This is a genomic window from Njordella calcicola, from assembly GCF_056494125.1.
Genome location: NZ_CM151396.1, coordinates 3,551,577 through 3,567,598 on the forward strand (window position 1 = coordinate 3,551,577; position 16,022 = coordinate 3,567,598).

A 16,022-nucleotide genomic window follows, 5' to 3' on the forward strand; every position below is an offset into this window, starting at 1 on the left:
AAAATGCCTATTACCCACATGCACAGTTACTTGGTGCATCCCGGCAAAGGAATAGAGGAATCCTCGCGTGCAGAAATCCGTGGAGCAACCCTGAAGCTCGAAGGAAAGCTCTACACAATGCTGGAACGGATTTACGCAAGGAGCAAAGACGACTGTAAAACAAACATTTCTTTCACTACGGACTCGAAATCCAACGATGCCCGAGATCTCATTGTCAGTTATGCGGATCGCCCACGGTCTGACTCGGGACTGAAACTCGCCAAGCGTTTGCAGCACTCTACCGACGGCACTCCCGGCATGGGCTTGCTCTTTTTAGTTCGTGGCGAAGAAGGTAAGAAAACAAAGACAATGATCTCTCGTTTCCCTGCGGATGTTGGGATTCTGGCAGAAGAAACCCTAGGTGGACTCAATGTCGAATACCTTGAGAAAGTATTCATGAAAAACTCCAACAAATACAAGGCCGCTTGTTACGAGGACTCTTCAGTAAAGGCTGGTTACTGGAAGGGAATGGTCGTCGACCATCAGATCCAATACGGCGTCGTAAGGACTGTGTCAGACTACTGGGTAAAAGATTTTTTAGCATCGGATTGTCTTACAACGCCCGCTCTTGGCTCTGGCCGTCTTGCAAGAATGTATGATAAAGCGATCAAGAACGCACCTGATACGGCAACTAAAGATCAGCTTGCAAGTGCGGCGAAATTGATCCCGAACCAGAAAGGCAAAAAGGTAAGTGCCGCACTGCTATCCAAGCAGTATGGGCTCTCGAAGTCAGCAGAAGAGTGCTTGAAGACGGAAGCGTCGACGGACGAGATCTATGAGGAGGAGTTCGTTTTGGATGAAGAGGCATTTACTTCGATCCTTTCATTTGAATCAGTCGAGTTGAACACAGGAGCAATTCTGACGGCTCCAACTGGACAGTTCAGTCAAGTCTTCACTGAAGAGATTGTCGACCAACAGAGGGGACTGAAGGTTTACCGGACCGAGGGAATCGATACTGATCGTCGATTCAGGAAGGTGAAGCCATGAGCAGTCTTGCTAGCCAGTACACAGAACGATTTAATTTGGTGCTCATGCCGTTGGATGAAAAACTCCGTGAGTTTTTCGATAGTTTATTCGACGAGTCCAATTATGTGTCCCGGATAACAACACGTCCCAAGAAGATATCTAGCTTTCTTGAGAAAGCTGCGCAGTTAGACGAGCGCGGTGCTCCCAAGTATGCAGATCCATTAAACGAGATTCAGGATCAATTGGGAGCCTTAGTGATTACACGATTTCTTTCCGATATTCCTTACATTGATCGGGTCGTAGGCAGTACGTTTCGTCGTATCGAAATGGAAACCAAAGAGCCTCATTCTGATTCGGAATTCGGATATGTCGGAAAGCACTACATATTGTTTTTGCCATCAGATATCACAACACACTTTCGAGAAGTGGAATACCCTGATTTCTTCGAACTTCAGATCAAGACACTCTTTCAGTATGCGTGGTCTGAGACAAATCACAAGCTTTGTTACAAACGCAGGTCGGATCTAACGGCTGAGCAGCGCAGGAGAATGGCTTTTGTCGCTGCTCAAGCGTGGGGCGCAGATCATCTGATCGATGAACTGAAACTAGAGCTTGAAATAAAGGACGCTGGAACAAATGCTTGAATGGATCAAAGTGATTTTCGGCGTTTTTTATGATCGGCGGATGCGGTGTCGCGTTCTAGGCTTACGGCCAGTTGTGGTTTGTTTGATCCAGTCTTCTGATTCTCAAGAGTTTTTGCTCATTCGACCAAGCCAGAAGCCGAACGCGTGGATGCCTCCACAAGAAGGAATCGAGCCGAACGAATCTATTGAAGAGGCGGTTGTCAGAGGGCTGCTATCCGAGCTAGGTATTACTGAAAACCAAATGCACTTTCGCCGATCTCAATGGATTGGTTCAAAGAAGATACCGGAACAAATGGGTGAGCGCGACATCGATCATTCGTTGGTGAAAATGAGAGGAAAAGCTTACTACGCTGCTCTAGTCAAGGTAACGAAAGAGATTGTCCTAGCTGTAAATACTGCCGAAGTTGCCGAAGCAAAATGGCATACGATTGGTGAGATCAAGGCAAACTTGCGCACCAATTCGGAACGCAAGCAGCAGGTCATCATTGATGCGTTTCGCAAAGTCTTAAATATCGATTTGACCAACGAATGAATTGTAGAGAGGAGATGCCACAGTATGAGTGAAATGACACCCGCCGACTATCAAGAGCTTCTCGACTTGCTAGACGGCAGAATTGACGAGCTGACGAAACCCATTCCTAGCCGCCAAATCCTACGATTCGCTGAGGCAATTAGATCGGCTGAACTTGGCGATCAAGATTCAATCGGTACATACAGTGACGATGACTATAACAATCTGCTTGAGGCTCAAGGTATCGTCAATGAACTGCTGCCACCGATTCTGGAGAACATTCGTGCCAATTCAATTACCCCGACAACCGGCTGGCGTTTTGAAGCAGTACAATCGGGATACGGAGACTACGGCCTCTGTGCTATCTGCCGTGACCCTTATCAGCACTTTAATCGAACAGTAAAGGTTCATTGCATTGACATGCACAAGAACGCGTTCCACGGCGTTTGTCGCCAGTGCGTCCGCGACTACGCGCCGTTAGAGTTTGTCGAAAGTGACGGTGTGGAAGAATGGCTGGCTGAGAATCCGCACGTTTGCAAACCACTCGAAAAAGACAACAAAACTGAGGGACAGAGAAAGAGCCTCATTGACGCTGTTCGCAGTCACGCCCATTCAACTCACTACTTCGCCGACATCGTCCAGAAAGCCCCCGAATGGTCAAAGGGGGCCTTTGGTGAATGGCGATGATCGGCGGCGCAGATGCATAGAATGCATGAGCAGAAAGGGAAGCCGTAGCAACGCGTTACACTAAGTCGAAATCAATATGATTACAAAATTAAGTATCGAGAACTTCAAAGGCATCGGCAACTGCATTGACTTTGATCTTCGACCTATCACTTTGCTGTTTGGCGCCAACGGAGCAGGGAAAAGCACTATTCTACATGCTTTGAACTACATTCGAGCAATCGTTGAGCATCAGGATTTTGATGGCAAGCGAATCATCTACCAAGACGCCGGAATCAATGTTGGGGGCTTCCGCAACCTTGTGCACCAGCAAGACCTCTCGAGGAAGATCACTTTCGGTATTGATGCTTTGCTTTCCATCTCACAACTGCACGATGGATTGGGGCCACTTGAAGTAGAAATTTGGGGCGATGAAGCTGTTCTTCGAGAGCCATCATCTGTACGTATCGAAATAGATATTGAATGGAGCAGGCAATTTGAAGAGCCAGCTTGCACACGCTATGCAGTCGCGCTTGATGGTACTCCACTACTTGAGGTTGCATCCCAACATGGAGGGGCTGGTCAGTACATAGAGCTAAATGCCGGGCATCCACTTCTTATTCCATACGAAGAGTTTCATGATTACGCAAACCTACTCGAGGAAGCCTCCCTCGGTCCACTCTTTGAACCGGAATACGATCAACCAGTTTTGGTCTCGATACTCAAGTCTTGTTTGCACACAAATGCGTCAGATCGAGAAGGTTGGGTTGGATTTGATGCTGTGGTTGGGTCGACAGCTTGGCCTGATTATCAAGTAGTTGATTTGTTCGTGGCCGAGGCGCCATCAACTCCGATTGAACGGTTCGCTACTCGGGTTCTATCAACGATGGTCCACGGTCCCAAAAATCTTCTTAAGTGGTATCTCAGAAAAATGCGCTACCTAGGTCCACTGCGGGCCATTCCTGATCGCGAAAGTACGACATCAAGTCAGAATACTTGGTCGAATGGTCTAGCAGCATGGGACATGTTATTCAAGAACGAAGGCAAAATCTGCGAGCTTGTTAGTCATTGGCTATATGATCAAGACAAGCTAAACACCGGGCTTACCCTGGAATGCGGAACATTTGTGGAATTGGATCTCGCCCATCCGAAAATCCGAAGGCTTGTCGATGGTCGAGCATTTGATGACGATGATGAATATCGCTTAGACTTCGACTCGCTTGTAAAGAAAAGACGTTTGGTGTTCCGTAACTCGGAAGAGGGCCCAGAATTGTCTGCCTGTGACTTGGGAGTTGGGATCTCACAAATCGTTCCCATCATCGTTGCGTGTGCACTTGATGATGACGCATTAAGCCTCATCGAACAGCCAGAACTGCATGTGCATCCAAGGCTCCAGACACAGTTGGGTGATTTGTTCATCGAAGCTTGTAATCTTAGAGACCAGCAATTTATTATTGAAACACACAGCGAGCATTTGATTCTTCGATTACTGCGGCGTATTCGTGAAACAGAGAAAGACAAAGCCCCTGAGAACCTTTCGCTTAGAACGGACGATCTCGCAATCTACTACATTAAGCAGTCGGACGGGGTAACTCAAGCATCGCAAATTGATGTCGATGTGAATGGCGAATTCATTCAGCCATGGCCGGACGACTTCTTCGAGATTGACTTCTACGAGAGGTTCCCCGATGCTCGCTGAGTTTTTGTTTACACCTGACGCGCTAGCTGATGACGATGGCAGAAATGGGTCGGATGTTGTTCGCGAGCTTGAACAATGTTTTTTCCCATTTCGATCCGTTCCCGTCGCTATGTTGTGCAAACTAGGCGATCACTGGGAAATTGCAGCCAGTCGCCGTATCGCTCGCATTAAGAACCATAACCATCGGACGGATGCGATGGCGATGCTTCAAAAGCTGACGCAACTGTATGTGGGCAGACCAACAACAACCACACAGACCAATACTGAAGTCGAATGGATGAACGCGGGACTGAGTTCGCTTTCTCAAGTTCCAATTGACAAGATCATTGTTTCGTCCAGCACGACTCCAGCCACGGATGCAGTTGCATCTCTTAAGGACTTTGTGACCGAAGGGTTTTGGACGCCATATGAAAACCCTCGAATTGTTGGCAGAGACTCCACCTCTCAAGAGAAAGTTCTGAGGGCGATTTGTACGCACTCGGATTGGATGATTCTGCGATTGCCGCAGATTCGTGGTGGAAGCGATGATGAGATCGTTACTGTCAAACAGATCATCAAGCTTTCCAACCAACTACCATTGGGATTTCGGAAGACTGCGATAGATCTCCAAATTTGTTTGCATCAGGGTATGCTCGAACGAAAACTATTGGGCAATGTTGCCGATGAGCTATCTGCGTTCGTCACACAAGGTACTCAGATTCGTCTAACAATTTGGCCTGAAAAGCACTTCGTTAATCGAGAACTTATCGCAGGCGAGTTTGCCAAGACATCACCCGGAACTCTAATTCCAAGACCTCTCTGGTACATCACGATGACACACGTGTCTGTGGGAAGTCGAGATGCCGCCAGTGCTGGTGAAGCTGGAAACACGTGGAGCCTCTTCTCCAGAAAGAAAGCGTTTGAGAGGCACCAGCAACTTTTCGCAGAAAAGCCAATTCGCTCTGACCTGCTTACGTGAGATCGCTATGAATAACAGTTTGAACACGGAAAATCCTAATAGCGCCGCCCTAGTCAGTTGGCCAGAGCGTTGGATCAAGAAGCGATATGGAATCCTGTTGCTTTTTGCTTTGGCACTTTGGCCGTTTGTCGGTTTGATCCCGCAAATTGAATCGCTCGTTGTCAATGGATTGTTGCTCGATAGTTACTGGCAGCTCACTTACCTGACTATAACAAATGTTGTGACCTTCTACTTTGCGGTCACTATCCTCCGGGTACTTGGCTATCGAAACCCCGGAGGAAATCTTTCTCGTTATCTCTTCGGTGATAGCGAAGCTCCGTGGGGACGGAACAGAGTAGTGATCATTACCCTGGCAGCCATGTTTGCACCGCTGTTCATAGCTTTGGCGTTTGGAAGTGAGTTTTCAGGAACTACCTTTGAACATTTCTGGCGATCTGTGCTGACAGTTTGCCTAAGTGCGGGTATTGGAGTTGCTGGGTTGTGTGCGATCGGCTTTGTCAAATGTTGGATCTTCGGCAGCGACGTAGAATCAGCCAACTACTTTCCGTTTGAATCACGGTCAGCCACTGGATTCAGCTTCCTTCGCAATGGTTCACGGAGCATCGAGAGATATCTAACTCGGATTGGACTTGGAAGCACAGACGTTCAGTTTTTGGTTTATCTCGTCTTACTTGCAATGGTACATCACCAGCTCGCCAGACGGCTTGAAAATAGCGAGTATTGGCTCACTTCAGCACCTTCGATGCTCGTGCTATTTCTATGGTTGATCTTCATGCTCTTATCGGGCTTGGCTAATTGGCTCGACCGATGGCGAATTCCTACAGTACTTGTATTCGTCGCGTTGCTTACTTTGCTTATGTCCATTCGTGGATCGACGCGCTTATTGAATTCCTTCCCGGATAGTTCAAACAACAAGTTTATCAGTCGTATATCGATTATTCGCGAACGTGAAAACGAGCTCTTAGATTCAGGTGGAGATATCGCGCAACGCCGTCAGTTGATCGCTGATGAAACTTTTTCACTCGATGAAGACGCATGGCGTGCAATCAGCAACAGAATGACACAGTTGGATTGGCATGAGAACGAAAAAGGGAAAACTCTTGTTGTGGTGACTTGTCCGGGAGGAGGTATCCATGCAGCCGCTTGGGCTGCCTGCGTCTTGGATCAACTTTCCGATGAATACGTCGAATTCAAAGACTCTGTGTGTGTTGTCAGTGGAGTATCTGGTGGAAGCGTTGGCGCGCTTTTGTTTATCGGCTCGCGCTATGAGAACGAACTTCTGGGCAGATCCGCGGTTGGTGCGCCGCGGCCATCGACAGCGGATGTGCATCGGGATCTCAAAGAAAAGAGCCCCGCGTTGGAGTTGTCTGCACGTTCTGCACTTGAGGCGATTGCCTTCGGGGCAACGGTAGATGATCTCTACAATTTGATTGGTATCAACGGCGTGGGACGTGGACAGCGCCTTGAAGACAGCTTGAACTCGCGGCTACCGAATGACATACAGACGATGACGATTGGGCAATGGGGGGACAGATCCCTCGCCGGTGCTGTTCCCATTGTTATCTTCAACTCGACGGATGCAGTCACTGGCAGGCGGATACTCTTCGATACGATTCCGACGCCACAAAGAGCCTCCAGCGTCGGACTAAACGCGAGGCCACTAAACTATCGAGAGCTGCTGAATACTCAGCAAGATGCAATTGATGTGCTACCAGCGACCGCAGCGCGGACGTCTGCGACTTTTCCTTACATTTCACCATTTACGAAACCAAGCAACGCAAATGGTATTGGTGACCACGTCGCAATCTGTGATGGCGGATATGTCGATAACGAAGGTATTGTCACCGCCGTTAATTGGATCGAGTTCTTGCTAAAGCGATGGGCTTCGGAAGAATCAAGCAGCAGAACATTTGATCGCATTTTACTGCTGCGGATCGAACCATCGTGGGTTGAAGACAAAAACGAACCAGCGGATTCGGGCGGGTTGTTCGGTGCTATCCGATGGCTTGCAGGACCGGGCGAGGCGATGGCAACTGTTCGATCTGCATCTCAACTCGAGCGTGGTAACCTCGAAACAGACCTGGCGGCTCTCTATCTCAAACTCAATAACGAAGATGGGGCACCAGACAATGTTGAACCAATGCTGTTGGGAATGCATTCTACAGGCGGAATGGCTCAACAGCAAAACATCGTTGAGGTACCTGAGTTTGACATACGGAAGCTCTCAAAATCTGTTATCCGCAAGAACTGGGAGCAGATGTTAGACAAGTTCGAGGCTTCTGCGGATGAGGCCTCCGTATCTCAGTACGCCAACTTGCCAAAGGCTACGATAGATGAGAGGGACAATGATATCAGCAATGAACCACCCGTCGTTGTACAAACGATTACATTCGTAGATGCAAATCAGTCAATTCCGCTCAACTGGAAGCTCAGCAATCGGCAAAAGCTCGGCTATTTGCTGGCATGGGAATTGTGCTCAGGTGAAGGGATGACACTTAGAGAGACCCTAAATCGATATTTCAATCGGACAAGCAACTAAAATGAATAGCAAAACTACTTTTGAACGCTGCCAGGTGGTCCGACTGCAGTCGCAGCCTGACAAGTGCGGCGCGGTTATTGATATCAACGAGACCGGTCCCGAAGTGCAATACACGGTTTTCCTTGATGGTAAGACTCGGACGTTCTTCGCATCTCAGTTGATGGCCGATGAACAGGGTGTCGAGTCTGGTGCGCGACTCTCTGCGGACAAATGCCAATCGCTGCTCACTGATCGCTACATCAATCTTTGCGACAGGACGCTTGAGTTGGTCGATGCAGATCTCGGAAAGAGGAATTGTGCAACGTTGTATTTCACTTTTGTCGCGGTATAAATCGTACTAAAGCCGATCGCCCCAAAGACTTCGAGATCGGCTTTGGTATGATTGAGAACTGTTTGCACGAATTACGCTGATACCGAGCACCTAGACACAGATAACAGCTTATGGCGATCATCGCATTGTTTAAATCAATCGCGAGGGGCTGATTGATGGTCAGGTTCGGACAGTTCGTACTTTGAGCGAGAGCAATCGCAAGGCAAGTACGTAATTCACGACATGTACTTGCAACGATTTGCTCGAATTGTTGGGAAGTGGGTAATGCCTACATCGAAAGAGAAGTGAGCAATGCAAACGCATTTTGAATTTTCGGAAGAATCATTTTCTCTACACGCAACGATAGTCATCGCCCTCGCGCTATCTGACCACGGTATGGAGTCCAATAGGCTTTGATTTGGCGATAAAAGTAGGTTTGTTTTAGGTCGACCCAAGAAAAGTAAAGCGGTATAACATCATGAGAATCACAGAAATGTTTAGAAAGAAACCAATCATTCCATTGGTTATGATGCTGGCCTTGCTCACATTTCAACAACCTGTCGCCAGCCAGGAAATTGCAAGCGAGGAGAACTCAAATAGGTCTTTGTTGCTTCCAGAGCATGCTCTGGATCGTCTTCAGGCTGACCACAGCGATGACCAGCCACTTCTTGTTTCCCAGGAGGAACTTGACCAACTGATTCAGCCGGACGGTGGTGGAGCTTGCCCAATCGCAGCAGGGCTAATCGCTGTGCAAACATTGCGATCGATGACAAGCCTTCCCTTGGATTTGCATCCGCATCGGACCGCCCTTCGACTTTTCCAAGAAAAGCCCGAACTGAAAGAGGGACTGATTAAGAACAAGCGGTTTGTCGAGCTGCTTGCCTTCCTTTGCAAGGGTCTAGACGACATGCCGGTGGCTATCACCACTGTTTCCGCTCCGACAAGTACCCACAAGAATGCGGGAATAGAATGGTCGCCAGCCGATGGACCAGATTTTTCCGTTGCTGCCGGCCAGATCAAGATTCTTGCCTACACCGTCACGACAGCGACTGGTACCGTCCGTGGGCGTCATTTCGTATTACTGCAAAAGAGCGATGGCGGTCCGATATCGTTCGTGAACCCGGGTAAGCCCACCAAAGACTACACGTTTATCGTCGAGTATCGCGGTGATTCGACCGCGCCGAAGCGACAGGTTTTCTTTCACAGTCCTGCTGGGTTTGACAAGTCGAATCAGACATACGAGTTGAACACGATCTTCACGGTTCGGTTGATCAACGAACAGCCCGGCATTGCGGAAGAACAAGGTAATGCGTCTGTCGATGGAATCAAAGAGAGGATTGATCGGTTGGCAACTCTGCTCCGAGAACAAGGCGATCTCACTAACCCAATTGCTTGGCGTCAGCATGGTGCAGCGTTTGGATTGCCTGGGTTGGATCTGCCAACAGAAGTCGGAGGAAGCGGTTGGTCAACTTTGAACATGCTTGAAGTCTTCCGGCACGCAGGCAAACACAATCTTAATCTTCGTGATGTTGTCGGAGGCGCACATGGACGTCCGCTCGCCGATTGCAGCACGACTCTTGCGCAAGAGACCCTCGCGAAGATCATTGCTGGCAAAGCGTATATCGCTGTTGCGATCACGGAACCAGATGCCGGTACTGATATGAGGCAAATGCAAAGCAAGGCTACCCGCGAAGGGAATGGCTTTCGTTTGACTGGACGCAAGCTTTGGAATGCTCGACTGCGTGAAGCGACGCATGTCGTGTTATACACACTTGCAACAAAAGGGGAGCGCGGAGAACGCACGGCGTTCCTATTGCCAATTGATCATCCAGGATTGCGAATTGTTGATCGACAAGCTCACGGGCTCACCGGAAACTCGTTCGGCGGATTAGAGTTTGACGACATGTACGTTAGCAATGAGAATCTGATAGGTGAAGACGGAGATGGCGGGAAGATCTTTGACGACCACTTTCTGTATTGGCGTTTGATGCAATCGGCCGCTGCAATCGGGTGCGGCGAAGCTGCTCTCGATCAGATGGCGGATCGAATTGCAAGTCGCGAGGTATTCGGCGGTCCGATCGCTCGCTTCACTCATTTACAACAGCCAATCGGCGAGTATCTTACCAAGTTGCGGATGGCGATGGCCTTGGCTCGTGATGCCGCGCAACTAATCGACGATGGCGACTACAAAGCCGCTGCTCCGCTCGTTAATGGACTGAAGGCAGAAGGAGTTGAAATCGCACTTGCCGCCTGCGATTCTGCAATGCGTGCGCACGGAGCTTTTGGATACAGTCATGATGTCGATCTCGGTGATCGCGTACGCGATTTGATGGGATTGCGAATCGCCGATGGAACCACTGACGTTATGCGGATGACAGTTGTTCGAGATGAATACGGATACGAATTTTGGAAGATGGCAATCCAAAACTACCAGTCACGGAATTCAACCTCTCAGCTAGAACATAACGAGTTGCATCCAACCCCTATAACTAAATGAGTTGCCTTTTCGTGAGTATGTTATCAAAAAAACTCTGTGCACTGAAAATGGTGCTGTTACATGTTACGTTGATAGTGTTCGCCTCGGTCGTCGGGTGCGAATCGATAATACCAAGACCGCCTGATGAACGTCATCGAGAAGATAGTCACAATAATGAGCGAATCCCCAACGACGACAGAGACAACCACCGCCCCATCCCAGGCCCCGTCCAAAGCTCCCAGTAATGTCCTGACAAGTTGGTGGGTCATAGTCGTAAACATTGCAATCGTCTGCGGTGCAGCGTTTTTTGCTTATCGAGCATGTGCAGACACTGGCTGGTTGTTCGGCTGGTTGATAGGTGCGTCACAATCAAGCGTCACCAACACAGTTGTGCCACTGGTCCTAGCAATCATCACAGGAACAATTTTTACCTTGACGGTCAAAGCCATTGAGAAGATTCGAAAAGAACGAATCTATTTTTCAATCCTGACCGTGGCTGTACTTTCGTATTTTGTCATGATTTTCGTTGGCCGAACGACTGATGGTCTTCGCGAAGGAGTCGCAGTCCGCATGGAAGCTAACGCAGCAGAAAAAGCGAAATAGCCAGAACCAATCCTCTCCTTCCGCTTAAATCACAACAAGTGATTGCAACTATTCCACAGGAACAATCATCGCTATCTATACAGTCTTGTTCTCGTATCTTCAGAATCACGGCAACGTTAGAGAATTGGCTACGGGTCGCTCGGTGCCTGAGCTTGCGACATCCAAAATCAGATGTTACTCCATGGTCACAAACTGGTTTTGGTCAATTTTAAACCGGGAACTCAACATAGCTTTCGCAAACATTGGCCTTAAACCTAAACGCGAATAGCCCTGCGATAGCAGCCTAGCTTTAACGTGTTGCAAGATTTCTGGTTGTGTGAGTCGTCCGTATTGGTTCAGAACGCCAATCACAGCCTCCTGTATATCGTGCTGTGATGCGGTCTTTTGATTCGGTCTAGCTCCACTCTTAACCGATTTTTGGGAGGAAGTTCCACGCAGTGCCGAAAGAGCGGTTTGCACTTGTTTCAGTCGCTCCATTGAAACCTGGAGTTTGCAGTTTGCTTCTTCCACCTCGCATTTCAGCTTCGATTCCTGTATGGACAAAACCTCAATAATTCCGGTTATCTCTTGATCCAATTTGTGTACTCCTCGTTGAGTTAGATTTAGAAGGAAGATCCTAGTTGGGGGTATCGTCTTGCATGTACAATGCAAAATCATCATGTGGGTCGGGACGTGTCAACCAGACATTTAGACACTCCGGGGGAACGGCAGTTGATAGCCATACGTGCGTACCTGTCGGATAGAATTTCACGTCTAACTCAAGGGCAGCCACTGTAGAAATTTGAAGCACAACGGCTCCATTTTTCGACTTCTCGGCGATTCGCTTTGCGTATTCGAAATCGGTAGTCAATTGAACAAATCGCCGACCACAAGGTTGTAAGCCAAAGCAATCGATCGAACGAAAACGGTCGGTAGAAGTTCCGTGGAAAAGGCAGTCATCTGGCTTGCCGGAGATCTTTGCTTCAAACTTTTTAGTGCTGTGGCCATAGGTTGCTCGGCAGTAGTCGAGTGCAAACTGAAGCCGGTCGCCGAATCCAAGACGCTCAAGTACGACGCGTACGGATTCTCGATTGCTGATGCGGCGATAGGTTGGAAACGCACTGATAACCCGCCCGATTTCCAGAAGATCAACCCAACCGTCCGAGTCCATCCTCAGATTGAATTTCTCGGGGGCGTGCCGCAGTGATGCCAGCACGGTACGGCGAATTCGATTCAAAGAATCCTTAGAAAAAATTTCAGTCTCAATCGACCGTTGTTGGACAGTTGGTTTGCCCAGATTGGACTCCTGTTCAATCGGAGAGCTTGTTGATGCGATGAGCTTCAAAATGGCTTCTTGGATATTGGACGGCAGTTGCGGCCAGACCTCGATGATTCTGTCGATCGATGACATCGACTGACCGACGCTGCCAGCGTCAGAAGAACCTTTAGTGCAAACTGATGTGCAAACGGATTCGCAGTCAAGCTTGACGCACTTCCCTAACTCATTACACTTTAGAGACTTGTCACCCGATTGGTCGGAAGTGCATGCGGGACTGTTAATCCGCGTGTCGGTGGTTCGAGCCCACCCGGGGGAGCTTTCGCCAAAGTTCTAACTTTGGCGACCAAAAGACTTAACGCCCGGCGTCGAAAGATCGACCGCCGGGCGTTTTTCGTTTCTACCCAGTTTTTCGCGGGTTTTCTACGCTTTTCGCGGTTCGCCTGCCCAGTCCGTCGCGCTCTCTGTTTGCAGAGAGATTTCCGACTCTCGAACGCAACCTTCAAGGTTGCACCCGCCGGTGCGAAAAAACGGTCCCGAACTCTCTGACTCTCTCTTTTCGGGGGCCTCCAGAGTTAACACAGAGTTCTCGTTCGGAGTCCGGGCGAGAAAGGATTCGAACTAGGTGAATGCGACCTGAAAAAACACATCAAAAGCGTGCAAATTCATCGACTAGACTACTTCAATGTCTCTTCAATGCAGAAAAACGTAGTCATTCCTCGGACGTAGATCCGCTTGCTTGTGAATCCAGGCGTCGCGTAGATCGGCTCGCCGAGGTCGCATTCGCCCAAAGGTTCAAACGGGGACGAAAGCTTGAAAATCTGAAGCTTGCCAGTAAGGTCGGCGAGAAAGACTTTGTCGCCAATGATGATGGGCGAACTCGAGAAGCCTGTGTCGAATTGATGTTCCCACAGCATCTTGCCTGTCTTGATGTCCAAGCAGGAAACCACTCCGAATCCCGTTGGAATAATGACCATGCCGTTGCCCGCAACAGGGCTCGCGGTGTCGGGCAGTGATTCTTCCCATTGCCAGAGTACGCGCGAAGCATCATCGGCAGCAGCGATATTAATGGCAGTAGCGGCTGAGCCTTCGCTGGCGACGACAACTATCCCGTCCTGATATGCCGGGGATGCGGCGACTTCGCCGGTCAAGCATTCAACGTGCCACAGCAATTTTCCTGTCTCTGGGGCATAACTGTCCACAGATTCGGAATTGGCGACGATGAGTTCACGCCGTCCATTCGATTCGACCAAGATCGGCGATGACCATGCGATTTCTTTGCGGTCAACTTGCCATTGGATCTTCCCTGTTGCAAAGTCAAAAGAGTAAAGCTTTGAATTGAGGCTGTGATCAAACTGGACGAACAATCGATCGCCATCATTCAGCAGTGAAGAAGCGTGACCATAATGGTTCTTGGGAACACCCAAGTGCTTTGACCAGATACGAGTGCCTTTCGAATCGACACACACGAGTTCGCCGGTTGCAAACACAGCAGCCACATGGCGTCCGTTGGTAGTCGGAGTTGAAGCCGCATAACCTGTCTCATCCAAGACTTTGGGCAGCGTCCCTTCGACTGGTTCATCACCAAGCCCATGAACATCATGTGTCCACAGAAGTTTGCCAGTGTCCGCATCGATCGAGTAGAGTTGTCGCGACTCCTCATCAGCACCGGTCAGGAAAACTTGATTGCCCCAAACGATCGGCGAACTCATTCCGTGTTTCGGCAACGAGATCTTCCATTTAATGTTCTCGCCAGTCTTTGCGTCAAAACTCAATGGTGGGTTCGTATCCGCAACAACGCCAAGTCCGTTCGGACCACGAAATCCTGGCCACCGATTTTCAGTGCCGATGCGTAACTCTTGCGCCATCAATATTGCGGAGACGTTACCGAACAGAATGAGTACAAACGCCCACGGCATGTATCTACTGGCCAACTTTGACACACTTCAGCTCCGCTTGGTCACGTATAAGAAGCTTGCCGTTCGATAGCGCTAGAGGTGCCCAGTTCTGTGTCGGTCCGCCGATCCGACCAGCAATACCACTGTTGTCACCCCCGCCTTCTCCCAACAATTCAGCGGATTGAATGGCTTTGAACTCCTGTGGACTAGGCTCGATCAAATACAGCGACTTCTCTCCATCTGTGGCCAAGATCACGCCATCGACCAGAATCATGCTCCCCTTATTGAAGTTCGGTGCACGCCGAGTCTTCCACTGGATCTCGCCCTTCAGGTTCATGCAGACCAATCCATCGCGACGGTTGTTGGTTCCGTATTGAGCATAGAAGTGACCGTCGTGAAAGATCGGTGGTTTGGTCTGGTCACCGAACTCCTCCGTCGTGAACAGCTCCTTCACCGCGAAGCCGCTGTTAGTCTTCTCAACTTGAAGCATCGTGGCTCCCAGTTCGTATCCACCGACGATTAAGAGTCGGTTCTCGCCGGCATCAACAGCACTGGCTACCGAAATGTGACAGTTCCACTTGTCGTATTCCCAGAGAATCTTGCCAGACTTGGGTTCGATTCCAACCACTTTGCCAAGTTTGCTCTCTTCGGAGTTGCCTCGTCGGAATGGATTCGTTGATGGCGACACCATAACAATGTGATCCTCGCCAGAGATCTTGGCGATGCTGGGACTGACATAGCCGACATAGCCCAATGACGGCGTCTTCCAGTTTACTTTTCCAGTGGCTTTGTCGTAGGCGACCACTCCGGCCTCTGGAGCTTGCGAAGCAACAATTAGCAAGTCGCCATAAACAAGTGGGTTTTGCGTCACCGCCCAGATGGGAAAGCTGCCAGGATCAGCCGGGCCTCGTCCCAATCCGCCTCCATCGCTTGGCGGCTGACCACCAAAGTCGGCCCAAATGTTGGCATTCCATACTGGCTTTTGGCTCTTGATATTGATGCAATGCAAATCACCATTGTGACCGCAAATGTAAACATACTCGCCATTGATGGTAGGGACGCTTCGCGAGCCGGGAAACATTACGGCACCAGGAGCATCGTAAGCATACGTCCATAGCTCCTTACCATCTTCCAGACTCATGCAGCGAAGGGTTTCACCAACTTTGTCATCGCGGTCAAGAAGATAAACCCTCCCATCATGAATCGCGGGGCCACCGAAACCTCGACCGACAGGTACCTTCCACAAAATCTCTGGACCCGATTCCGGCCACTTGCGTGAGATGCCTTTTTCCGAAGACGTCGAATTGCGATTGGGGCCAAGAAACTGTGGCCAGTCATCGGCAAACGCCGTCTGTAACGGCAAGCAACTGGTGCCGGCCATTAACGCTGAAATTAGTACAAGTTTTAAGCTTCGAGATTTCATAACCAATATCCGCCTTTCAAGAATTCGATTTGGATTGA

At 49.4% G+C, this 16,022-nt stretch carries 13 protein-coding genes; 10 read left to right on the forward strand and 3 right to left on the reverse strand.

Going from position 1 to position 16,022, the window contains the following annotated elements; genetic code table 11:
* Positions 1-3 precede the first annotated feature (3 nt).
* From SH302x_RS13460 to SH302x_RS13505, 10 genes are all read left to right on the forward strand, one after another.
* Positions 4-1,026 (forward strand): hypothetical protein, encoded by a 1,023-nt coding sequence (locus tag SH302x_RS13460; protein ID WP_479369200.1) that lies wholly within the window; start codon positions 4-6, stop codon positions 1,024-1,026.
* The gene (locus tag SH302x_RS13465) at positions 1,023-1,649 is read left to right on the forward strand and encodes a GTP pyrophosphokinase (RefSeq protein WP_479369201.1); all 627 of its coding nucleotides are present in this window, start codon (positions 1,023-1,025) and stop codon (positions 1,647-1,649) included. The genes SH302x_RS13460 and SH302x_RS13465 overlap by 4 nt, the downstream gene beginning before the upstream one ends.
* Positions 1,642-2,181 (forward strand): NUDIX hydrolase, encoded by a 540-nt coding sequence (locus tag SH302x_RS13470; protein ID WP_479369202.1) that lies wholly within the window; start codon positions 1,642-1,644, stop codon positions 2,179-2,181. Before SH302x_RS13465 ends, SH302x_RS13470 begins: the two co-directional genes overlap by 8 nt.
* A gap of 24 nt (positions 2,182-2,205) precedes the next feature.
* Positions 2,206-2,847 carry a hypothetical protein gene (locus tag SH302x_RS13475; RefSeq protein ID WP_479369203.1) on the forward strand — a complete coding sequence of 214 codons (642 nt, stop codon included), beginning with the start codon at positions 2,206-2,208 and terminating at the stop codon, positions 2,845-2,847.
* Between the two features lie 76 nt (positions 2,848-2,923).
* Complete coding sequence (locus SH302x_RS13480) at positions 2,924-4,522, forward strand: AAA family ATPase (RefSeq protein ID WP_479369204.1); 1,599 nt, start codon at positions 2,924-2,926, stop codon at positions 4,520-4,522.
* Positions 4,512-5,480 carry a hypothetical protein gene (locus SH302x_RS13485; RefSeq protein WP_479369205.1) on the forward strand — a complete coding sequence of 323 codons (969 nt, stop codon included), beginning with the start codon at positions 4,512-4,514 and terminating at the stop codon, positions 5,478-5,480. The genes SH302x_RS13480 and SH302x_RS13485 overlap by 11 nt, the downstream gene beginning before the upstream one ends.
* Positions 5,481-5,487: 7 nt before the next feature.
* The gene (locus SH302x_RS13490; protein WP_479369206.1) at positions 5,488-8,019 is read left to right on the forward strand and encodes a hypothetical protein; all 2,532 of its coding nucleotides are present in this window, start codon (positions 5,488-5,490) and stop codon (positions 8,017-8,019) included.
* A 1-nt stretch (position 8,020) separates the two neighbouring features.
* Positions 8,021-8,350, forward strand: coding sequence for a hypothetical protein (locus SH302x_RS13495; RefSeq protein ID WP_479369207.1), 330 nt, complete (start codon positions 8,021-8,023; stop codon positions 8,348-8,350).
* A gap of 472 nt (positions 8,351-8,822) precedes the next feature.
* The gene (locus SH302x_RS13500; protein ID WP_479369208.1) at positions 8,823-10,826 is read left to right on the forward strand and encodes an acyl-CoA dehydrogenase family protein; all 2,004 of its coding nucleotides are present in this window, start codon (positions 8,823-8,825) and stop codon (positions 10,824-10,826) included.
* 153 nt (positions 10,827-10,979) lie between these two features.
* On the forward strand, positions 10,980-11,408 hold the full coding sequence (locus SH302x_RS13505) for a hypothetical protein (RefSeq protein WP_479369209.1): 429 nt from the start codon (positions 10,980-10,982) through the stop codon (positions 11,406-11,408).
* A 616-nt stretch (positions 11,409-12,024) separates the two neighbouring features.
* Here the strand turns inward: SH302x_RS13505 and SH302x_RS13510 are convergent.
* From SH302x_RS13510 to SH302x_RS13520, 3 genes are all read right to left on the reverse strand, one after another.
* Positions 12,025-12,798, reverse strand: coding sequence for an RNA 2'-phosphotransferase (locus tag SH302x_RS13510; RefSeq protein WP_479369210.1), 774 nt, complete (start codon positions 12,796-12,798; stop codon positions 12,025-12,027).
* Positions 12,799-13,340: 542 nt separating this feature from the next.
* A complete protein-coding gene (locus SH302x_RS13515; protein WP_479369211.1) occupies positions 13,341-14,606 on the reverse strand; it encodes an outer membrane protein assembly factor BamB family protein in 1,266 nt (421 codons plus the stop codon).
* Positions 14,587-15,984, reverse strand: coding sequence for a PQQ-binding-like beta-propeller repeat protein (locus SH302x_RS13520; protein ID WP_479369212.1), 1,398 nt, complete (start codon positions 15,982-15,984; stop codon positions 14,587-14,589). The genes SH302x_RS13515 and SH302x_RS13520 overlap by 20 nt, the downstream gene beginning before the upstream one ends.
* Positions 15,985-16,022 lie beyond the last annotated feature (38 nt).